The organism is Pseudomonas sp. Choline-02u-1 (assembly GCF_002836515.1).
Classification (GTDB): domain Bacteria; phylum Pseudomonadota; class Gammaproteobacteria; order Pseudomonadales; family Pseudomonadaceae; genus Aquipseudomonas.
Window position 1 is genome coordinate 497,308 of sequence record NZ_PJBC01000065.1, and the last position, 21,554, is coordinate 518,861.

Sequence of the window (21,554 nt, forward strand, 5' to 3'; positions counted from 1 at the left end):
CCTACTTCGTGTCTTAGAGGCCTGAGTAAGAGCCTCCTGGCAAGGGCTTGCACGGGGCAGTGAAATCCAAGGCTGAGCGGTACGAGGACGTCTGGACATTCATCATCCCGAGCACTGTGTGAAACAGGTTGTCGTGGCTAAGAGGTGAGCTTGCTTGAGCTTTCAAACAGCCGACGTTGAGCCTTTCACTCTTCGCAAGAGAATCGGACATCCAAAGCACCAATGGCACCTTGGTTTGCTCTTCAGGAGCCATCGCATAAGGCAGCCCATGCAGGTAGAGCCCACCCTCACCCAGTGATTCTCCGTGGTCAGAAACGTACAGGAGCCCAGTGTCGAATTTGGTGTTCGCTGCCAGGATGTCGATCAGCCCGGCTGTAACGTAGTCGGTGTAAAGGATCGAGTTATCGTAGGCATTGAGCACTTCCTGCTGCTTACATTTGTCGAGCTCGTTGGTCTCGCACACCGGCGCGAATTTCTTGAATTGCGCGGGGTAGCGCTTGTAGTAGGCCGGGCCATGGCTACCTTTGTAGTGGAGCACCAGGACAGCATCGCCTTCTTGACGCTTGATGAAGTCTTGCATCTCCGAGAGCAGCACCCCGTCCTTACACTCCTCGCTGGTGCAAAGTTGGGGATCCGCGTGAGAGGCAGCCTTGTGGTTGGGAACCCTGTCGCAGGCCCCTTTGCACCCCGAGTTGTTGTCAGTCCACATGACACTAATGCCTGCGCGTTGAAGCACGTCGAGCAGCCCTTCTCGGCTCTTGGCCAAGCCATCTTTGTACTCGGCCTTACCCACATCCAGGAACATGCATGGCAACGAAACTGCGGTGGCGGTGCCGCAGGAGCTGACGTTGGAGAAGCTGATGACGTTGCGTTTTTCCAGCTCCGGGTTCGTTTCACGGGTGTAGCCATTGAGGGAGAAGTTGGCGGAGCGGGCGGTCTCTCCTACAGCCAGTACCAGCAGCCTAGGTTTACGGGCCGCCCCCTGTCGATTAACTACCGCATCAGTTCCAATGGCCGTCAGCGTTTTAGGTGTGGCCAGCTGGCGCTTCAGGTAACCATGGCCAGCCGCAAACAAGTTGGTGGGTACCAGGATCAGTCGGATCTCCCGATTGTTGCGCAGCAAGGAGGCATATGACTGGTATTGACTCAGCACGATGCCAGACAAGGTCAACAGAGCGAGCGACAGAGCAATGACCCTGCTGACCAAAGCTCTGGCCCAAGGCTTGCGCCGGAGGGGAACCCGGGAGATCAGGTAGACGGGCAACACCCCAACCATTGCGACCCACAGACCGAGCTTCCAATTCAGCAGCTCGGTTGCCTCAGCGACGTCTGTCTCCACAACGTTGGTGAACATTGTGTAATCGATCACGATGCCATAGGCATTCATGAAGTAACTCGCAAAAGCCGCGCTGATCAGTACGAGACATAGAAAAGGTTTGGTCAGCCGCGCCCATGACAGCAAGCTCAGAACCGTAAACACCCATGCGAATACTATGACTGGGAGGCTAGCTGCTAGCAGCCAGTTCACTTCATCGGTTTTGAATACCAGCTTCCAGAGCACGCTCCAGAGCTCAGCATTCGCGAATAGCAGCAACCAAAGAGTTACCAGCCCAATGAGCAGATTAGTGCTGATGCCTTCCTGTCGGGCAGTGCGAATAGCAAAGATCCATTTACTTAACAGGGTGTGAACAATGGATTTTGAAGGTGTCATTATCAAACTCTGAGAGGCTGCTTATCCATGCGTTAGCTGTGGAGTTAGCGGGAGCTGCTTGGCAAACCATCGACAGATGCTGAGCGATTGCGCAATGTGCGGAGCGCCAGAGGCCTTAGGGCCTAGGCGTTGGAGACGCTTAGAATGTGTGAGGCATAGGGACAAAAGAGAAATAAATCTCGCTGAGCGCATTATTTCCGGCGCCTGATAACGACACGATGACCTCGTGATTACAATGCTGACAGAAATGCAATAACTGCTGTTTTAATTGCCATCGACCAGGCTATGATAAAAATTAGGGCGACACCATCTATTAAACGCAGAGCACCGCTCAGCTAGATAAATTTAATTTCACAAACAAAACGGCTTCGTTTTGACGTAGGCTAATTTTGAACTTTCACTTTAACTTACAAGTCTTTCTCGCGAGCAGAACATTCTTTTCAACTTTTGCTCGTTAATATGTCACCCATCAATGAGGGGCGAATACCATGAGCTTTTTCAAAAATATCCTGGGCGGGCACCATGGCCGTGGAAACCACGGTGGAGGCAAGCACCACAGCGGGGGACATGGGGCCGAGCAATACGATCGCCATGGCCGGCAGCAGGGCTGCGACGGCGGCAACCAGGTGTATGACGGCGGGCGCCATGCCACTCCAGCCCCCATTAAAGATCTGCAGGGCTGCAGGCAGTGCCGGACGGCCAACGATCCGTCAGCACGCTTTTGTCTAAACTGCGGAACACCACTATCGAGTGGTTGCACCGCCTGTGGCTCGTTGCTGAGCGCAGGAGCAAAATTCTGCAGTCAGTGTGGCCAAGCGACGCTCTAACGATAGGCAGACAGGAAGGCCAACGAGACCACAACCCTGCGCAAGGAGAAATACGTGGGTTCAAATCATGACCATGGCAGCGCTGCAGTACGCGAGGGGCATCAGAAGAAGCTAATCATGGCGCTCGCCTTGACTGGCAGCTTCATGATTGCAGAAGTGATCGGTGCGTGGATTACCGGCAGCCTGGCGCTGCTGTCTGACGCATCCCACATGTTCACAGATACTGCCGCCTTGGCGATCTCACTGATTGCACTTCAGATAGCCAAGCGCCCGGCGGATCAGAAAAGAACCTTCGGCTATGCGCGCCTGGAGATTCTGGCTTCGACGTTCAACGCCGTGCTGCTCTTCCTGGTGGCGATGTACATCTTGTACGAGGCCTACCAGCGCTTTTTCATGCCGGCGGAGATCGCTACCGGGGCGATGATGTGGATCGCAATCGCCGGCCTGATCATCAACCTAATCTCGATGCGCCTTCTGGCATCTGCGAGCAACGAGAGCCTTAACGTCAAAGGCGCCTACCTCGAAGTTTGGAGCGACATGCTCGGCTCGCTAGGCGTAATCATTGCAGCACTCATCATCCGCTTCACGGGCTGGACCTGGGTCGACACGATTGTCGCTGTGGCAATCGGACTTTGGGTACTGCCGCGGACGTGGCAGTTGCTTCGCGAAAGCCTGGGGATTCTCATGGAGGGTGTGCCGAGGGGGCTCGACGTTACGGCAATCGAGGCCACCATCCGCGGCGTAGATGGGGTCACGGACGTTCATGACTTGCACGTCTGGGCCGTCAGCAGTGGCAGCAACGTGATGACGTCGCACGTAGTGGTACGGGATTCTGCAGATGGGGATGCTGTGTTGGCGGCCGTCGTGGATGCTGTCAGCGATGGATTTGAAATCCATCACTGCACCATCCAGATCGAGCGGGCAGCTTTCCACGAGAGCGTTCCCTCGCCCTCGCACTGATCGATCGGTAAACACCATGCAGACACATCCCCTTCCTGGCTGAGGGGGATGTTGTAGAAGAAATGCGATGAGGGATGGCGTAAACGGCAGGAGCACTTCGAGAGGGGTTGGAGAATGGCTTCACCTCCCCCGTCCACAATCCCCAGAAGGTTCAGCGATGGCTTGGATCATCACGAAGTACCTACTCACTGCCGGAATAGTGATTCTCGTATCAGAGCTGGCGAAACGCAGTGACAAGCTGGGCGGCCTGGTCGCCGCCCTACCCCTGGTCACTGTCTTGACGCTGGTCTGGCTCTATTTGGAGAACCAGAGCATGGAGAAGATCTCCAATCATGCTTGGTACACGTTCTGGTACGTGCTTCCTACACTGCCGATGTTTATCGCGTTCCCGTTGCTGCTACCTAAGCTCGGCTTCTGGCCGACCCTTATCAGCAGCATCCTCATCACAATGGCCAGTTTCGGATGTTTCGCCGTACTGCTGCGCCGGTTCGGCATTGAGCTTCTATGATCCGGCGACCGCAGACATCATCTTGATGAGCCTTAACGGCTGTTAATACACTCGCCCTTCACCAGGTAGCGAACCATGTGCAGCTCGCCTTTCGAGTCTTCGTAGGTCATCATACTTCTTACATTACCGCAGTACCGCACGCTGGGTGATACATACACCAACTTACCAACGTCAAGGTCCATACCGTAGGCATAGTCTTCAAGTTGAGGCATGGGCTTTTTTACGCGCTGAGCATAATCCGCAGTAGCCTCTCTAGCAGAACGCTCAATGCGTTGGTTTATTTCCATACCGCTTTGTGCATTGGCTGTTAGTGATGTGAAGAGCATAAACACGGCGATCGCTGATACAGTAGTGTTCATAAGAAGTCCCTTAATAAAAAAGCGCCCGTAGGGGGGCGCTAAAATTCACCTACCAAAGGAGCGTATGGTTTACAGGTGAATGCATTGACGAGAACAACTGCCCGCTGCTCTTGCCAAGCTGCTTTGAAATGAGACAATTTCCAAAGCAGCGATGCCTCTTCCGCTGCCCTTAAACTAGCAAAGGAGGCTAACACCAAGATGATCGCGCAATTACAATTTGGACATGTAATAGATTGTAAGGTAATTATTCGGGAGACTACTGAGCCACCAAGTGAACTAATTCGCAGAAAGGCGTAGCAGTTCGCGGCCGTGCATGGGGACTGCCTGCGTGGCGCACTCGATGCAAGGCCAGCGCCAGTCTCTGCAAGCTGGCGACCGAAATACTGCCTGTCATGGCCGATTCCGCCTGTCAGGCGAAGCTGTCATACACCGTCGCAGACCCCAGAATCCGCTAAGCTCAGAGCTGGAGCCTGCATGACTGTCAGAAATCTTGCGGCTACATTACAAATTTGTAGGATTTCGCCGCGGCCAGCTTCTTCGCGTTAAGATTCAAGCGTCCTCAGGTGACCCGGCGTATGGACAGAGGTAGCGACTACCACATGCCATACCCTCAGCCTATCTTTCGAACAGCCTGCAACCATAATCTTGGCGGATTAGGCCAACTCCTTCCTCACACCTTGAGATAAGTTATGCGCGTTCTAGTTGTGGAAGACGAAATTAAAACTGCCGAATATCTTCAGCAGGGCCTATCCGAAAGCGGGTATGTCGTAGATATCGTGCACAACGGTGTAGATGCCCTGCACTTGTTCAACACTAATGTCTATTCGTTGGTCCTTCTGGACGTGAACCTCCCCGGTATCGACGGCTGGGACCTGCTGGAAACCATCCGTAAGACCAGCCGGGTCCGCATCATCATGCTGACCGCCCGCGGACGCATCAATGACAAGCTCAAGGGCTTGGACGGCGGCGCGGATGACTACCTTGTGAAGCCATTCGAATTCCCTGAACTGCTTGCTCGCATCCGTTCGCTGCAACGCCGTGGTGATGAGTTGGTCGAGAAGAGCTCGCTGAAAATTGCGGATCTGGAACTCGACTCCGTCCGCCATCGCGTCTTCCGCGGTGGCACACGCATCGATCTCACCACCAAGGAATTTGCGCTTCTGCACCTGCTCATGAGCCGAACGGGCGAAGCGCTGACTCGTTCCCAGATCATCTCGTTGGTCTGGGATATGAATTTCGATTGCGACACCAATGTCATCGATGTAGCCATCCGGCGCTTGCGCTCGAAGATCGATGACCCGTTTGAAACCAAGCTCATTCACACGCTTCGTGGCGTTGGGTACGTTTTTGAGGAACGCGCATGAGGCCATTCAGCCTGGCTGCAAAGCTGGGGTTAAAAGTTGGGTTGATGAGCGCAGCGTTGCTGCTTCTGTTCGCCACCTTTGGCTATCTGATGGTAGGTAAGGCTCTGGAAAGAAATGCCCGAGCGGACCTGGAAGTAAAGATGGCGGGGATGGCTCACAACCTGTCCACCATCCCGGATATCTCCGGCGTCAACGCAGATGCACATCAGCTTGTCGATTTGGTCATGGGCCACAACAACCTGTATGTGAGCATATTCGATACCTCACAGAATCAGACTCCTCTGCTCTCGATTGGCTCGAAACAGGTCAATCTGGAGGTGCACAAGTTTCAGCCGGCGGCCCAGCCTAAAGAGCATGAATGGCGTGATACGCAGGACCGTCCTCTGCTGAGTGCTTCTCGGATCATGCGCTTGGGCGATGGAACAGAGGTCAGCGTCTATATGACCATGGACCAGTCATCCAGTGAGGCACTGCTTGATGCGTTGCTGACTTGGGCCTTGATGATGTCCCCCGTCATCCTCGCACTGATCTTGGCCATTGGCTGGTGGACCGTGCGCAGAGGCCTGCTGCCGCTGACCAAATTCCTCAAGGTGGCGTCAAAGATCTCAACGGAGAGCCTCGACCATCGTCTTCCGACTGATGGGATGCCGGCAGAACTCAAGAAGCTCGCCGACGGCATCAACATCATGCTGGCTCGCCTGGATGATGGCGTTCAGCAGCTCTCGCAGTTCTCTGACGACCTTGCCCACGAACTTCGAGCACCGCTTTCCAACCTGATGGGCAAGGCCCAGGTTGCCTTGACCAGAGAAAGATCGCTTTCCGAGTACCGGGAGGTTCTAGAGTCGTGCACAGAAGAGTTGGACCGCATGAGCCGCATGGTTTCCGACATGCTGTTCTTGGCCCAGGTCAGTCACCCTGCGTCCATGGTGGAGTTCGAACCGGTGTCCCTGGTCGACGAGGTTCAGCGCGTATGCGACCTCTTCAGCATTTCGGCAGAGGAAGGCGAGATCCAGCTGCAGATTTCTGGGAGTGATGATGTGGTACGCGGGAACCGCCTGATGGTTCAACGGGCCGTCTCAAACCTCGTGTCGAACGCGATCCGCTACTGCCCTCGCGGCCGCACGGTCTACGTGAAGGTGCAGCATAGTGCGAGCGGTACGACCTTGAGTGTCGGCAACCCCGGCCGCGGTATTGCCAAGGAACACCATGCGCACTTATTTGAGCGGTTCTACCGTGTGGACAAGAGCCGAGCACGGAGCGAAGGCGGTACCGGTCTTGGCTTGGCCATTGTGCAGTCGATCATGAGCCTGCACCAAGGGTCGGCGAGCGTGGAGGTGACCGAAGAAAACTTCACCTGGTTCCACCTTCACTTTCCCGCAGCCCAGCAACTGCAGCCAGCAATGACCGCCGCTTAAACCGCGCAGACATGATTAGGCCCGTCCATCGACGGGCCTTTTTGTTTGCTCAATGCATCAGTGCCGGAGGACCACAGGGTCCATAGGCGACCGCAGAATCACCGACTTGATGATCTTCTGCTCGTCAGGATTGGCGTTCTTCCACAGGTGTGAGAAGTACTGAGCATTCACTTTCTCTTGAGCACTTACGCTGCCGGCGGCATCGATCAGGCGCATGGTCGAGTAGACACAGATCAGCGCCAGAATGAAGAACGACGTGGCGACCACCATCACATAACGCTTGGCCAGCACCGGTGCCCGCTTGAGCTCCTGGATAGAGGCGTCCGCCGCCTTTGTCGCTGCTGTAAGCTCCGAGATCAGTGGCTGGATGGCGGTGTCGACTCCGCGGCATGCAGCTGAATACGCTGATGCAGCGGCGCGCAAGGCAACCTCCTCCGCGTTCGACCAAGCCTTCTCCGCCTTTCGCACCTCCTCCTGAATCTGCCGGCCGACAGCGTCCACCTGCTCCACCAGTTCGTTCGACCTCTCCAGAACAGCGCTGGAGGTCCGCGTCTGCGAGGTCAGCTCATCGAGCTGGACAGTGAGTTTTTCAGTGCAGCGGCGAAAGTCACCGATAGCAACTGCCCAGGGCTCTATGTCATTCATGGCTATCTCCTAGGGCGGCCAACAACGCCGCGCTGAATTAACGCGCTAGATATCAAAATTGTAATTTAAGAGAAAATTCTTAGTCGCCCTCGACAGTGCCGAGATAGACATGATCCTTCCAGATTTGAGGATTTAACGCATCCTGCCTGCCGCCAAAATTACGGAATTGTAATTATTGACTCACCTTGTCGTTAGCTTCGCGTTCCTAAACTACAAACCAACAAAGGCCGCTAATCAGGCAGGCCTAGTATGAACCGAGGTTCACAATGAAATTTGTCAAATCTATCGCTATTGGCAGCCTGCTGCTGGGTCTCATGGGTACCGCTTACGCTGAAGGTGGCTTCGAGCGAGCGAAACAGTTCAATGAAAACTTCCGAACCGAACAGGCTCGCCTATGGAGCGATGACTCTTCGGACCAGAACAAACAACAAGTCGCTCAAGAGCAAAAGAAAGAAAGCAAGGATGGTAAGGAACAAGCCGACAATTAATCGGCGGTTAAATAGGACTTCAAATGACGAAAGAAATCGACAAAAAAGCCAGGATAAAACCTGGCTTTTTTGTGCTTGGAATTTAGCCTTCGTTCTTGCGAGGCGTTTCCGCATTGCTTTCTCCAGCCAGACCCTCGGCACCTTGTACGGTACGTTTCCAATGGCACAGCATGAGCTGGCTGGCGTTCGCTTCGGTGATCGCTGTACATGCTAGATCAGCGGGCAGACCATCCTTGCTGTCTCGCAAGCGCCTGGACAGATAGAACGAGCCATCCTGCGGCCACTTGGCAGGATCCTTGATGTTCTCGGACTTTCCGCTGCTGTAAAACTCCGACGAGTATGAGCGGCGGCCAGGATAGATCAGGGGAGCGGAATGAGCAGACTGCACATTGAGCCAGGCTTGAACCACATCTCGCTGATTCTGAGGTCGCTCCTCAAGTACCCCGGCGTAGATGATGCCCGCACCGATGATTGGTAACACCAATGCACTCGCCGCGGCAGCCCATGTAGTCTTCGGGCCAACATCGCTGATCCGTCCGGATAGCAGCAATGCCCAGGCTGGCAGCGCAGGTAGCAGGTAGGTCCACAGAATGTTGCCTGCAAATGTGAAGAAGACCGGTGTCGCCAAGGCCCACAGCCAGAGGTAAGCCTCGAAGCGCTGCATTGATTCACGCTTGCGGATCAGTAATGGTAAGAAAAAGGCCCACGGCAGTAGCGACAGTCCGAGCTGGATCCAGATGGTGCCATATGGCTTGGCATGAGCACTGCCGTATAGGTCGCCCGCCCAGTTACTGACGACGTAGCGGCTCCAGTGCTCACCAACGAAGAAGTACTCCATGAAGCCGGGCGTTTTCATCTCGGCCGCGACATACCAAGGCACGGATATACCGAACATGAGTACAAGGCCGCTGATCCAGGGAAGCCTCAGTACCCGTCCCCATTCCTTGTAGATAACGAACCAGGCGAATGCCGGCGCCCCCATAAGCACTAGGGTCAGAGGGCCTTTGGCAAGCAAGCCCAGCCCGAGACCTGCGAACATCAGGTAGGCATCCGCCTTGCTGGCGCACTTCATCCAACGCCAGAAACCGTAGCTGGCCAGCAGAATCGAGAACGACAAAACAGGGTCGGTCAGCACGACACCGCTGGAGACTAGGCCAAGGGTGGTGCTGGAAAAGATAATGGCGGCCCAGATGCCGGCGTTACGGGAAATCTGCTGCGTGCCGAGTTTGATGATGATGAAACAGCTTGCCAGGTGCAGCAGCCACGCCGGGAAACGCGCAGCGAACTCGTTAACGCCGAAGACCGTCATGCTTGCGGCCTGGGTCCAGAAGGACAACGGTGGCTTGCCCCAGAACGGTACCCCGTAGTCGAACATGGGCGTGATCCAGTCATTCAACTCGACCATCTTGCGAGCCATTTCAGCGTAGCGAGCCTCCGATGTGTCCATCAGTGGATAGATGCCCAGCCCCACCAAACGCAAGAGCAAAATCGAACCCAGGATCCACCACAGCGTCCGCTCGTTTTTCAGGCTCAGCATTTCTTACCCTCGATCGAGGCCATCGAAGGGTGGAGTGACACGGGATCCGCCTTGCTGCTGTGCTTCAGGAAATAGAGAGGCCGGCGCTTCACTTCCGCGAGTGTCACGCCCAGGTACTCCCCCACCATGGCGACACCGACGCACATGAATGAAGCCATTCCGACGATCAGGTGATGGATGTCGAAACTTCCTGCCACAAGCGACGCAAGCATGTAGCAGATGCTGGAGACGAAAAGACCGAAACTGATGAGGCTGAAAATGCGCAGCGGTTTGCGAGAGAAGCTGACGATGCTTTCGATGGCCAGATTGAACAGGCCAGCTGCATTCCACTTGGTGCTGCCGGCATGGCGAACGGTGCGATTGTAGGGCAGCTCGATGGTACGGAAGCCTACCCAGCCGATCATGCCTTTGAGAATCCTGGAGCGTTCGTCCAGCGCCCGCAGTGCTGCCAGCGGCGCAGGCCCAATCAATCGGAAATCGCTGACATCGGCCGGCATGTCCACCTTCTCCACCAGGCGCTGCATGACCCAGTAGTAAGCCCGGGCACTCATGCGCTTAAACCACGAATCACCGACTCTCAGGTTGCGTTGCATGTTCACCACGTCGTAACCGCGTTGCCAGTGGTCCACCATGGCCGAGATGAGCTCTGGTGGGTCCTGCAGGTCGACATCGATGAAGATCAGCGCACTGCCACGGGCATGGTCTATCCCGGCGCTGAGTGCAGCCTCTTTGCCGAAGTTGCGACTCAGGGACAGACAACGTACAGATGACCCATCCTGATAGTGGCGAAGAATGTCGGCCGTTCGGTCGTTACTGCCATCGTCGATATAGAGGATTTCGCAGGAGACGGGTAAGCGCTTCACGACGCGGGTGATCCGCTGGTGGAACTCGGGGATGGTTTCCTCTTCCTGGAAGCAAGGGACGACGATGGTTAACAAGGGATCAGGGCGCTCGGGAAAGCGATGTAATGTCTGCATGATTGAATGTCCAAAAACGATGTGCAATGAATCCAAGTGCAGTGAGGCTTAAGGTCACTACAAGTTGGGAGATGAGCGGTGACAGATTCGACTTGATGAGGAACCACATACCCACGCCATTGCCGAAGTTTGTGGCTAACGCGACCAGTGCAAACCTGACAGGCTGAAACTTACGAGAGCCATCTGACACAAAGCAGAGCGCCCTATTTCCAATAAAGCTTGCGATAGCGCCAACCATGCCTCCACAGATACTGGCTAGCAATGGAGTAGATAATTCTGTCGTAACCAGCACTAGGAACACCGCATAATGGATTCCCGTTGCTATGAAGCCGATCCCCAGATAACGAATCAGTAAGGTAGTAAGAGGTAGGGTTTGATTTTCCATGCCCAAAGCCTATGGAGGCAAAGGTGAAAAAAAAGTGAACCAAATGTAAATGCGTAATTGGCTAAATTTAGATCTGCCAAGTAATGAAATTGGCGCGCTAGGCTAGCACGCTACAATATCAGCAAGATTGCTCGAAAATTACGCTTTCGAAATAAAACCTTCCGATAACGCATGCATGACCTGCGGATTACAATGCTGACAAGATAAGGAAATGCTGGGTGGCATTGAGATAGATTCCCCGAATTAAGGGGGACCCAATGGTTACACAAAATGAAACATTTACAAGCAGCGTTGTTCCTTACAGTCCTGACATATTGGATGATCTGCCAATTGATGATCAGCTGGCCGTAGAGTTTTTCGCAACAGCACGTTGTGCCAGTTTCAAACAGGCTGCCCGGGGGCTCAATGTGCCAGTGGTAGGCCTTCGGAAACGCTTGGAGAAACTGGAAGAGCACATTGGTGCTCCCGTGTTTGTATACAAACACAACAAGCTTGCCCTGACCCGCACTGGCGAGAGGGTCAGCCATTACCTGTGCCAGCTCTTCGGCCCAGACGGCCTTGGCAAGTCCGGTGAAAAGGAAGTCCCCAGGCTTACCATCGCGATCACGGAGCCAGTGTTGAGCGACATCGTAAACCGCGATCTAGTCGCCTACGTGCGCGATCATGCCGAAATGCAGCTTGAAATCCATTCAGAGTGCACAACGCAGATGCTCTCTGAGTGTGAAGTCGATGTGGGTATCGCTTTCGTGAGCCCAGATGATGAGGGCGCGTTTGATCGCCATCCTACGTATAGGTTTGAACGGCTTGGCCGGATTGGGCACTCGCTGTTCATTTCCAGCCGCTACTCAAGAAGCGTCACCCTTCCAGTGCAGAGCCTGGATTTGCACAACTTCATGCTCGTTATCCCTTGGGATGAAGAGATTTTGGCGGGCTCACGAAAGTGGGCATCGATAATGGCTGAGCATCAGGGCGGTACCACTCGGGTAAAGAACTATAACTTATCCCGTGGCCTTGTCGTAGGAGGCGCGTGTATCGGTGTGCTGCCCGACTATAGTCGAAAGATGGAGAGGAATATTCTGCCGATGCCGGGTTTTTTGGACGATCTGGAGGAGAAAGATGTCTATCTTGTTATCAAAACCAAGCTTGCCCGCAACCCGCACGTTCTGGAAATCCGTAGATTGATCAAGAAGAGCTTCTTTGATAAGAAGGACTGGCTTGTTCGGTAACAGTTTTGTTAGGTTTCAAACTCTCCTGTTAACACTACAGAAACACAACTGTCATATTCGCTTGCAATCTAGTCAGAGTGCTTAGAACAAAGGCATCTTGTTACAGCAGGTGACAACCGTGGCCTGCTCCCATCTGCAAGATAAATTTAGGCCGACGAAGGGCGAAATACAACGTCGGTAGCTAAGCACTTAACATACGAGAGGCAAGCAATGATCCGTTCTTCGAACATGCGGGAAAAGCTGTTGGCTGCCGCAATAATAGGCACATTTTCCTCGCAAGCATTCTCCGGAACAGTAACCACTGACGGAGCTGACATCGTTCTGAAGACCAAGGGCGGTCTTGAAGTATCGACTTCTGACAAGGAATTCAGTTTCAAACTGGGCGGTCGCGTTCAGGCCGACTACGGCCGTTTCGATGGTGTCTTCACCAAGAATGGCGATACCGCTGACGCCGGCTACTTCCGTCGCGCCTACCTTGAGCTCGGCGGCGTTCTGTACCGCGACTGGAAGTATCAGCTCAACTACGACCTTTCCCGCAACACGGGCAACGACTCCGACGGTTACTTCGACGAGGCCAGCCTGACCTACACCGGTTTCAAGCCCGTCCAACTGCGATTCGGTCGTTTCTACACCGACTTCGGTCTTGAGAAAGCCACCAGTTCGAAGTGGACCACTGCCATGGAGCGGAACCTCTCGTACGACCTGGCGGACTGGATCAACGACAACGCCGGCATGGGTGTTCAAGCCACCAGCACCATCGCTGACATGGCTTATGTCTCCGGTAGCGTTTTCAGCGAAACCAACAACAACTCGGATGGCGACAGCACCAAGCGCTACAACGCACGTGCCGTGTTCGCACCGCTGCACAGTGATGGCAACGTCCTGCACGTCGGTGCTCAGTACGCTTACCGCGACCTCAAAAACAGTGCGGTCGATACCCGGATTCGTTCGCGTCTTGGCGTTCGCGGTGTAGATACCAATGGCGGCGGCGATGCCGGCACCAACGGCAACCGCATGCTGTTTGGCGGTGCCGCCGCACAAGATGGCCTGTGGAAGGACGATTCGGTCTGGGGTCTCGAAGGTGCCTGGGCCACCGGCCCGTTCTCGGTGCAAGCGGAATACCTTCGCCGCAAGCTGAAAGCTGACCAGGCCAACAGCGACATGAAGGCCTCTGGTTACTACGCCCAGATGGCTTACACCCTGACCGGCGAGCCGCGTATCTACAAGCTCGACGGTGCCAAGTTCGACACTATCAAACCAGAGAACAAGGAACTGGGGGCCTGGGAAGTTTTCTACCGCTTTGACGATATCAAGGTCGAAGACGGCAACCTGGTCACCGCAGCGGATCAATCGAACGAGCGCAAGGCCAAGAGCCACACTGTGGGTGTGAACTGGTATGTCAACGAGGCAGTGAAACTCAGTGCCAACTACATCAACGTGCGTACTGACAATAACGAGAACACCGTGGGCGACGACAGCGGCAATGCAATCGTGACCCGCCTGCAATACGTCTTCTGATCCCTCTCATCAGTCTGACGTGAGAAAGCCGGAAGCGCTCAATGTGCTTCCGGCTTCCCTGTTTCTGACGTGATCGAGCTTGGAGCGTCCTCCTCCTACCTGCTCTCGCTCACCTGATGACCTCTCTTGCCAAAACTCGGCGAATCTGGTGTGATTGCCGCGTCGGGTTTTGCATGGTGGCCGTGCAAGCAAACCAAACCTGACTCCTACTCATGATTGAACCTGATTCGACGTCCAGCTTCGCGTCTAACGGCCCTACAAGCGCAGCTACCCCAACGTCGCTCATTAGGGGATAGTCATGTCTGCCAAAAAGCTGCTTCAACCTCTCGCTGCTCAGCTGCACGCCTCATTCTCGGCTTCCGGTCGCCCGTACGCTCACCAGCACATTCACCAGTTGCTCCACGCTGCCATTGGCTCCGTCTCCCCAGAAGTTGACTCCCAAGACAATCTGCCAATCCAGGTATGCCGTGACAGCGACAGGCAGTACAACCTCTACGAGACGATTGAGCGGGCGAAAAAGTGCTTGGGATTGACCGATCTTCAAGCAGTCGGCGTGGCTGAAGAAGTCATCGAAGTACTACGAGCTGCAGGGATAGGCGTGAACCAGGTTCGCCTGCTCCTCGACCCCTCCTTCACCTCGAAGACTCGTAAAAAGGCATTCAAAGCCCTTTGCAAGAATCTGGATCTGAACGAGCTCGGCGATCGATTCGTCCCGAAAACGGCGACGCTGGCCATTGCGGCGGGTATGGCACCGCCTCCGAAAATCACGTGGAAAGATCGCTTCGCACTGGCTGCAGATTTCCCTATACGGGGACAGAGCCAGCTCGTCGAAATGGTGACTCGAAGCGAGTGCTATCTGTGGGTATTTCCGCCGACTGATCATCAAGCTACGGCTTCGGCGAGTCACGACCGCTATTTCGGTGAACAGACCCATCCGAGCGCTGAGATGGGCATGGGGTTCACTATCATCGATTCCGGATCGACCCGCCCTAAATTTCCGATGCTCTCCAAACAGCCGGAAGAGACCTTCATCCAGTATTCACTTTCGGCGCCGATGTGGTTCTGGCGCGCACAAAGTAACACCTGGCGGCTGGGAAACATCCTGCGCTCCAAGATCCTTGACGGGGCTCCTTGGCATAACGAGCCCTTGAGCGATGTGCTGCCAGGTGGTCTGAAGTCTCTGCCGCGGATTTATGGGTGCACCACCTGCCAAACGCTGTTCGTCGAGAAACACAGCGGCTATCCGGATGTACCCACTCAGTGCCAATGCGGTGAGGCGAGCAGCACGCGTGACCAAAACGAGTCACCTGCTCTCAATAGCTGATTTTCCTTACGGTGGCGGGCTATGCCCCCCGTTAGGGATTGGCTATGGGAGCGGGATTCGCTCACCCCAAACCTGAAGGCGCCGCCATCTAACCGAGCGATATGAGCTGAATGCTCGCGGAGTAGATATGCAGAACAGTACCAACAAACAAGACACCCTGGCGGCGATCAATGCACTTGTGGAGATTGCGTATGATCAGGGATTTGCGAACGGACAAGGGGTCGGCAATCAAGTCGGTTTCGTAGCCGGTGTCATGAGTCTCAAAGCTGCGTTGGCCTGCGGCTTAAGGCACGGCTCACCTGAGTGTGGGAAGGCCCTTGAAAGCCTCAAGCGCATCGGGATCGACGAGTGAGAAAAGTACGGGTCGTGCGCTGATCGCGCACGACCCGTACTTCTACTTCAAGTCATTTCCCTGCTTAGCTTCATGATTGAAGCTCAGGGATCAGGAGCTTCTGCGGTAGGCCAACAACCGCAAGGCGTTGAAGACGACCAGCAGTGTGGAGCCCTCATGGATCGCAACGGCGGCACCAATGCTCAAGCCCATGATGGTAGACGGAACCAAGATGGCCACAATCCCCAAGCTGACGAACAGGTTCTGGCGGATGATCGATCGCGTGTGACGGCTCAGCCCCACCGCAAATGGGAGTTGCCTGATGTCGTCAGCCATAAGCGCGATATCAGCCGTTTCCAGGGCGACATCAGATCCGGCAGCCCCCATTGCGATGCCAACGCTCGAATTGGCCATGGCAGGGGCATCATTCACGCCGTCACCCACCATGGCCACCCTGGCGCTGAGGCGCAGGTTCTTGATGGCCTTGACCTTGTCTTCCGGCATTAGGTCTCCCCACGCCTCATCTAAGCCAACTTGTTTGGCTACCGCCTCTGCAACGCGGTTGTGGTCCCCAGAAATCATGACCATGCGGTCGATGCCCATCTCTCTGAGTTTCTGGAGTGCCTCTTTGGCACCCTCTCGGGGTGTGTCCAATAGCCCGATAGCGCCCAGATCCTTGTCAGCGCGACGTACCACCATGGTTGTGCGGCCCGACTGACGCAGACGCTCCGCAGCCTCCAAGGCTGCCTTGCTCAGTGCGGGAATACCATTGGTACCGAACATCTCGACCTTGCCAATCCAGACGAACTGCCCATCAAGCTCGGCACGTACGCCGCGGCCAATCATGTTGCTCATGTTCTTGGCTTGCAATCGGCGCCGTGTGCCAATCATCTCTTCACCGTCACGCACAATTGCCGCAGCCAGCGGATGGTCGCTCATCGACTCCACAGCGATGGCGACGTTTAGTAGATCCTCGATCTGCGTGCCGCCTACCGGTATTACATCGGTGATGCGTGGGCGCCCTTCGGTCAGGGTACCGGTCTTGTCGAATGCCATGGCATTCAAGGAGCCGAGCTCTTCAAGCGGTGCACCGCCCTTGATCAGCACGCCACCTCGGGCTGCCCTGGCGATGCCAGATAGAATGGCGCTTGGTGTTGCGATCGCCAGCGCGCAGGGGCTGGCTGCAACCAGTACGGCCATCGCCCGGTAGAACGAGTCACGGAACGGCTCATCAAGGAAAATGCCGGCAAATAGCAGCCCGACTACCAGCAGCAAAACCAACGGGACGAATATGCGTTGGAAGCGGTCCGTGAATCGCTGGGTCGGTGACTTCCTGACTTCGGCTTCACTGACCATCTTGATGACCCGCGCCAGGGTACTTTCCGTAGAGCGCCGTGTTACCTCAACCTCGATGAGCGTTTCGCCATTGATGGTACCGGCGAAGACTTTCGAGGCTGCATCCACTGCATCTGGCTTGCTGCGTGCGAGTTCGGCATCAGGGACAGGTTGCTTGTCCACGGGGACGCTCTCACCGGTTACTGGCGCCTGGTTGATACTTGAGGAGCCCACTACAACAAAACCATCGGCCGGTAGGCGGTCATTGGGGCGCACGATGACAACGTCACCGGGAACCAGCAGCTCCACAGGCATTTCCAACGTGCCATTTGCTCTGCGTACGATCGCGGTGGCTGGTGCGAGCTTGGACAGTGCCTCAATCGCTTTCTTGGCCCGCCCCATCGCGTAGCTTTCAAGGGAATGCCCCAGACTGAACAGGAACAGCAGCAGAGCCCCCTCCGCCCAGGCGCCAATGCTCGCGGCACCGGCTGCGGCGAGAAGCATCAGCGAATCGATCTCGAAGCGTTTCTGGCGGATGTTGCTGATCGCTTCCTTGGTGGTGAACCATCCACCGAACACATAGGCCGACACGTACAGAATAAGGGGAAGTCGATCAATCAGCCCAAGTTTTCCTGCGAGGGCTCCGGCACCCAGGAGAGCACCACAGATCAGCGCGAAAAACAGCTCCGTGTTCATGCCAAAAATGCCGCCATGCTCATGGCTATGACCTTCATGCCCAGCTTGGTCATCAGGGCGTTCAAGCAAACTCTTCATAACTCGTCCCTTCTGGGGTCAAGGCTTCCAATTGCCCTCTGCAGTTGGGAGCCGTCGCGGTTGGTTAGCTAAGACCTATTGCACGGTTTGCCCCGGCCCAGGCGTTAACATGTCAAAACCATGGGGCATCGGGCGTAATAAAAAATGCCAGGCACTGCCTGGCATTTATGAATTCTCTAATTGTTCTGTTCAAATCGTTTACTACTTGTTGTTGATGCATTGCGAATACATCGAGTAACGAACAGTCTTGAGCGTGCCCTGGGAGTCCTCGAAGGTCATCAACCGTGGGTAGACCTGGCAGGTACGTGGGTCCTGCGACTGACGTACGAACTTAGCAACGTCTATCTTCATGCCATATTTGTAATCCTGAATCTCTGGCATTGGCTTGCCATTTTTCTCCGCGTACTTGGCCACTGCGGTCTGGTGCTCCTTGGTGTATTGCAGCTGCTTGCTCTCGGAAAAAGTGTTGGCCTGCGAAGCCACCGAGAAAACAACAAGTGCAGCAGCGATAATTAGCTTTTTCATAAAACCCTCTCAATTTCAAAACTTCTCGGGCGTAACCTTAGCAATGCATAGGCATCACCGGCATGACGAGAAACTTACAATTTTGAAAGGTAAGTGCATCTACTTCACTTTAAACAAAAAAGCCCACAACACGTGTTGTGGGCTTCTCTTTAGCGGAGCCTGTTAGCTAACCACTTCGGCCTCGTCGCCGTCTTCATCCTTGCGGTGTGCCCAGTAATACAGGGCAGGCAGTACCAACAAGGTCAATGCGGTGGAGGACAGGATCCCGCCAATCACCACAGTCGCCAGTGGCCGCTGAACTTCTGCACCGGTACCGGTGGCCAAAGCCATCGGGATGAAGCCCAGGGAAGCTACCAAGGCAGTCATCAGAACAGGTCGCAGACGGGTTAATGCACCTTCATCGACTGCCTGCCTGAGCGTTCGCCCTTCCTCCCTTAGCCCGCGGATGAAGGCAATCATCACCAGGCCGTTCAGTACTGCAACGCCGGACAGTGCAATGAAGCCGACACCTGCCGAGATCGACAGTGGGATGTCCCGCAACCACAACGCCACAACACCACCGGTGAGTGCGAATGGAATACCGGTGAAGACCAGCATGCCGTCCTTCAGGTTGTTGAACATCAGGAACAACAAGGTCATGACCAGCAGCAAGGCGACTGGAACAACGATCTGCAGCCGTTTGGCAGCCGACTGCAGCTGCTCGAACTGGCCACCCCAAGTCGTCCAGTAGCCCGCAGGGATTTGCACCTTCTGATCCAGCGAAGCGGTCGCCTCCTCAACGAAGGATCCCAGGTCACGGCCTCGAACGTTGGCACTGACGATTACCAGACGCTTGCCGTTCTCGCGGCTGATTTGGTTCGGGCCCAGTTGCAGGTCCAGATTAGCGACCTGCGACAGCGGGATGAAACCGATCTGGTTGGCACCCTGAGCCGCATTGGCAGGCACCGGAATCAGCAAACTGGACATCCCCGCTACGTCGGTGCGAACGGTCTCAGGCAGGCGCACTACCATGTCGAACCGACGGTCGCCCTCATACAGCGTGCCGGCCTGGCGACCACCCACGGCGATAGCGATCGAGTTCTGAACATCCGCGATGTTCAGGCCGTAGCGTGCTGCTTTCTCGCGGTCGATGTTGATTGTCAGCACCGGCAGGCCGGATGTCTGCTCAACTTTCACTTCCGACGAGCCCGGTACCGCTTTGAGCGCTGCCGCGATCTTGTTGGCGGTGTTGTTGAGCACGTCCATGTCATCGCCGAAGACCTTCACAGCGACATCACTACGCACGCCCGAAATCAGCTCGTTGAAACGCAGTTGGATTGGCTGCGACAACTCGTAGTTGCTTCCTGGAACACCCGCTGCGGCCTTCTGCACCTCAGCAATCAGCTCATCGCGAGGCTTCTTGGGGTTAGGCCACTGATCCTGAGGCTTGAGCATGATGTAGGCGTCGGAGGCGTTCGGTGGCATCGGGTCAGATGCAATTTCCGCGGTACCCGAGCGTGCGAACATCCGCTCGACTTCAGGCACCTGCGCTATTACCGCTTTCTCCAGACGCTGCTGCATCTCGACGGACTGAGTGAGGCTCGTTCCAGGCACACGCATGGCCTGCATCGCAAAGTCACCCTCACTGAGGCTTGGGATGAACTCGCTACCCATACGACTTGCCAGCACACCACTGAGCACGACCAAGGCTACTGCGGCCGAGAAAGCGATGTTCCGATGTCCCAGCACCCATTGCAGAACCGGCTCATAGCGCAGTCGAGCTGTGCGCATGACCACGCCTTCCTCTTCCTTCACCTTGCCAGTGACGAACATGGCAATAGCTGCAGGAACAAAGGTAACGGACAGGATCATTGCGCCCAGCAGAGCCATCACAACGGTGAACGCCATAGGGTGGAACATTTTGCCTTCGACGCCGGTGAGGGCGAAGATCGGCAGGTACACCACCATGATGATCAGCTGACCGAAGATCAGCGGCCGGCGAGCTTCTCGCGCCGCGGCAAAGACCTCGTGGAAGCGTTCGGTTTTGGTGAGCATGCGGCCATGCTTATGCTGCGCATGAGCCAGTCGACGGATCGCGTTTTCTACAATAACCACGGCACCGTCGACGATGATGCCGAAGTCGAGTGCCCCCAAACTCATTAAGTTGGCACTGACCTTGTTGTTGAACATGCCTGTGAAGGTGAAAAGCATGGACAGCGGAATCACCATCGCGGTGATCAGGGCTGCACGGATGTTGCCGAGGAACAGGAACAGAATCGCGATTACCAAGATCGCGCCTTCTACCAGGTTCTTCTTCACCGTCGCGATGGCTTTTTCAACCAGGTTGGTACGGTCGTAAACGGTCACAGCCACCACGCCCTTTGGCAGGGTGCGGTTGATGTCCGCCAGTTTGGCGGCGACAGCTTGAGACACAGTACGGCTGTTTTCACCAATCAGCATGAACACGGTACCGAGCACGACTTCGCGGCCGTTCTCAGTAGCAGCACCTGTGCGGAGTTCTTTACCGATGCTGACGTCAGCAACGCTGCTGATGCGAATCGGTGCACCATCCACGCTGGTGATCACGATGTTGGCGATGTCTTCGATGTTGCCTACCTGGCCGGGCGCACGGATGAGCAACTGCTCACCATTACGTTCGATGTAGCCGGCGCCGACGTTGGCATTGTTACTTTCCAACGCTGCGACCAGGTCATTGAGGGTAAGCTTGTAGGTAGCCAGGCGCTTAGGATCTGGCGCAACCAGGAACTGCTTGGCATAGCCGCCGATGGTATTGATCTCGGCTACACCCGGGACGTTGCGCAGCTGAGGCTTGATGATCCAGTCTTGGATCACGCGCAGGTCGGTCGGGGTGTAAGGCGTACCGTCCTCTTTGACCGCGCCATCTTCGGCTTCAACGGTCCACAGGAAGATCTCGCCGAGGCCGGTAGATACCGGGCCCATAACGGCCTCTACGCCTTCTGGCAGCTGTTCCTTCGCAACCTGCAGCCGCTCGTTGATCAACTGGCGGGCAAAGAAGATGTCAGTGCCATCCTTGAAGATCACGGTGACCTGAGACAAGCCAGAGCGAGACAGGGAACGGGTCTGCTGAAGGCCCGGGAGACCGGCCATGGCCGTTTCAACTGGAAACGTGATCCGTTGTTCGGTTTCCAAAGGCGAATAACCAGGCGCTGCAGTGTTGATCTGCACCTGGACGTTGGTGATATCGGGTACCGCATCGATGGGCAGCTTTTGATAGCTGTAGATACCGATACCCGCCATGATCAGAACAGCGATCATTACTACGATGCGCTGCTCGATGGCGAATCTGATGATACGTTCAAACATGAGAAATCATCCTGTCAGTTC

General features: G+C 55.4%; 20 protein-coding genes. 10 read left to right on the forward strand and 10 right to left on the reverse strand.

The genetic code is table 11. The features are described 5' to 3' along the window. Window positions 1–13 precede the first annotated feature (13 nt). Together CXF97_RS23905 and CXF97_RS28555 are read right to left on the reverse strand one after the other, a co-directional pair. Window positions 14–1,711, reverse strand: coding sequence for a phosphoethanolamine transferase (locus tag CXF97_RS23905; RefSeq protein ID WP_003253466.1), 1,698 nt, complete (start codon window positions 1,709–1,711; stop codon window positions 14–16). Between the two features lie 440 nt (window positions 1,712–2,151). Further along, window positions 2,152–2,358: a hypothetical protein gene (locus CXF97_RS28555; RefSeq protein WP_003253464.1), complete on the reverse strand. Its 207-nt coding sequence runs from the start codon at window positions 2,356–2,358 to the stop codon at window positions 2,152–2,154. Between CXF97_RS28555 and CXF97_RS28560 the strand changes: the two genes are divergently transcribed. The 3 genes from CXF97_RS28560 (at window position 2,338) to CXF97_RS23920 (ending at window position 4,006) form a co-directional block, all read left to right on the forward strand. Then, the gene (locus CXF97_RS28560; protein ID WP_223255137.1) at window positions 2,338–2,538 is read left to right on the forward strand and encodes a zinc ribbon domain-containing protein; all 201 of its coding nucleotides are present in this window, start codon (window positions 2,338–2,340) and stop codon (window positions 2,536–2,538) included. The two genes, CXF97_RS28555 and CXF97_RS28560, sit on opposite strands and share 21 nt — an antisense overlap. Before the next feature lie 54 nt (window positions 2,539–2,592). Next, entirely contained in the window at window positions 2,593–3,498 is a 906-nt protein-coding gene (locus CXF97_RS23915) for a cation diffusion facilitator family transporter (RefSeq protein WP_003253462.1), read from the forward strand. Between the two features lie 157 nt (window positions 3,499–3,655). Beyond that, window positions 3,656–4,006, forward strand: a complete 351-nt coding sequence (locus CXF97_RS23920) for a DUF3147 family protein (protein WP_003253461.1) — start codon at window positions 3,656–3,658, stop codon at window positions 4,004–4,006. 32 nt (window positions 4,007–4,038) lie between these two features. Here the strand turns inward: CXF97_RS23920 and CXF97_RS23925 are convergent, their stop codons facing one another. Further along, complete coding sequence (locus CXF97_RS23925) at window positions 4,039–4,365, reverse strand: DUF2790 domain-containing protein (protein ID WP_003253458.1); 327 nt, start codon at window positions 4,363–4,365, stop codon at window positions 4,039–4,041. A gap of 689 nt (window positions 4,366–5,054) precedes the next feature. Between CXF97_RS23925 and CXF97_RS23930 the strand changes: the two genes are divergently transcribed. Together CXF97_RS23930 and CXF97_RS23935 are read left to right on the forward strand one after the other, a co-directional pair. Further along, entirely contained in the window at window positions 5,055–5,729 is a 675-nt protein-coding gene (locus CXF97_RS23930) for a heavy metal response regulator transcription factor (RefSeq protein ID WP_003253457.1), read from the forward strand. After that, window positions 5,726–7,144, forward strand: coding sequence for a heavy metal sensor histidine kinase (locus tag CXF97_RS23935; RefSeq protein WP_009682005.1), 1,419 nt, complete (start codon window positions 5,726–5,728; stop codon window positions 7,142–7,144). Before CXF97_RS23930 ends, CXF97_RS23935 begins: the two co-directional genes overlap by 4 nt. Window positions 7,145–7,201: 57 nt before the next feature. Here CXF97_RS23935 and CXF97_RS23940 read toward each other — a convergent pair whose 3' ends face one another. Further along, on the reverse strand, window positions 7,202–7,789 hold the full coding sequence (locus CXF97_RS23940; protein WP_003253452.1) for a hypothetical protein: 588 nt from the start codon (window positions 7,787–7,789) through the stop codon (window positions 7,202–7,204). Window positions 7,790–8,055: 266 nt separating this feature from the next. On the opposite strand from CXF97_RS23940, the gene CXF97_RS23945 reads away from it, so the two are divergent. Then, complete coding sequence (locus CXF97_RS23945) at window positions 8,056–8,277, forward strand: hypothetical protein (protein ID WP_003253450.1); 222 nt, start codon at window positions 8,056–8,058, stop codon at window positions 8,275–8,277. Window positions 8,278–8,359: 82 nt separating this feature from the next. Here CXF97_RS23945 and CXF97_RS23950 read toward each other — a convergent pair whose 3' ends face one another. From CXF97_RS23950 to CXF97_RS23960, 3 genes are read right to left on the reverse strand one after another with little or no spacing between them, the layout of a single operon-like run. Next, entirely contained in the window at window positions 8,360–9,814 is a 1,455-nt protein-coding gene (locus CXF97_RS23950) for a glycosyltransferase family 39 protein (RefSeq protein ID WP_003253448.1), read from the reverse strand. After that, window positions 9,808–10,791 carry a glycosyltransferase family 2 protein gene (locus tag CXF97_RS23955; RefSeq protein WP_003253446.1) on the reverse strand — a complete coding sequence of 328 codons (984 nt, stop codon included), beginning with the start codon at window positions 10,789–10,791 and terminating at the stop codon, window positions 9,808–9,810. The genes CXF97_RS23950 and CXF97_RS23955 overlap by 7 nt, the downstream gene beginning before the upstream one ends. After that, on the reverse strand, window positions 10,757–11,176 hold the full coding sequence (locus CXF97_RS23960) for a GtrA family protein (protein WP_003253444.1): 420 nt from the start codon (window positions 11,174–11,176) through the stop codon (window positions 10,757–10,759). The genes CXF97_RS23955 and CXF97_RS23960 overlap by 35 nt, the downstream gene beginning before the upstream one ends. Window positions 11,177–11,433: 257 nt before the next feature. Between CXF97_RS23960 and CXF97_RS23965 the strand changes: the two genes are divergently transcribed. The 4 genes from CXF97_RS23965 to CXF97_RS23980 all read left to right on the forward strand — a co-directional run bounded on the left by CXF97_RS23965 (window position 11,434) and on the right by CXF97_RS23980 (window position 15,596). Continuing rightward, window positions 11,434–12,402 (forward strand): LysR family transcriptional regulator, encoded by a 969-nt coding sequence (locus CXF97_RS23965; protein ID WP_003253442.1) that lies wholly within the window; start codon window positions 11,434–11,436, stop codon window positions 12,400–12,402. A 210-nt stretch (window positions 12,403–12,612) separates the two neighbouring features. Continuing rightward, window positions 12,613–13,920, forward strand: coding sequence for an OprO/OprP family phosphate-selective porin (locus CXF97_RS23970; RefSeq protein WP_003253440.1), 1,308 nt, complete (start codon window positions 12,613–12,615; stop codon window positions 13,918–13,920). Between the two features lie 298 nt (window positions 13,921–14,218). Beyond that, on the forward strand, window positions 14,219–15,244 hold the full coding sequence (locus tag CXF97_RS23975) for a hypothetical protein (RefSeq protein ID WP_003253439.1): 1,026 nt from the start codon (window positions 14,219–14,221) through the stop codon (window positions 15,242–15,244). Window positions 15,245–15,371: 127 nt separating this feature from the next. Further along, window positions 15,372–15,596, forward strand: coding sequence for a hypothetical protein (locus CXF97_RS23980; RefSeq protein ID WP_003253436.1), 225 nt, complete (start codon window positions 15,372–15,374; stop codon window positions 15,594–15,596). A 90-nt stretch (window positions 15,597–15,686) separates the two neighbouring features. On the opposite strand, the gene CXF97_RS23985 is transcribed toward CXF97_RS23980, so the two are convergent. The 3 genes from CXF97_RS23985 to CXF97_RS23995 all read right to left on the reverse strand — a co-directional run bounded on the left by CXF97_RS23985 (window position 15,687) and on the right by CXF97_RS23995 (window position 21,533). Next, entirely contained in the window at window positions 15,687–17,684 is a 1,998-nt protein-coding gene (locus CXF97_RS23985) for a heavy metal translocating P-type ATPase (RefSeq protein WP_046786872.1), read from the reverse strand. Between the two features lie 201 nt (window positions 17,685–17,885). Beyond that, window positions 17,886–18,209, reverse strand: coding sequence for a DUF2790 domain-containing protein (locus CXF97_RS23990; protein WP_003253432.1), 324 nt, complete (start codon window positions 18,207–18,209; stop codon window positions 17,886–17,888). 162 nt (window positions 18,210–18,371) lie between these two features. Then, window positions 18,372–21,533 (reverse strand): CusA/CzcA family heavy metal efflux RND transporter, encoded by a 3,162-nt coding sequence (locus tag CXF97_RS23995; RefSeq protein ID WP_003253428.1) that lies wholly within the window; start codon window positions 21,531–21,533, stop codon window positions 18,372–18,374. Between the last annotated feature and the right edge of the window lie 21 nt (window positions 21,534–21,554).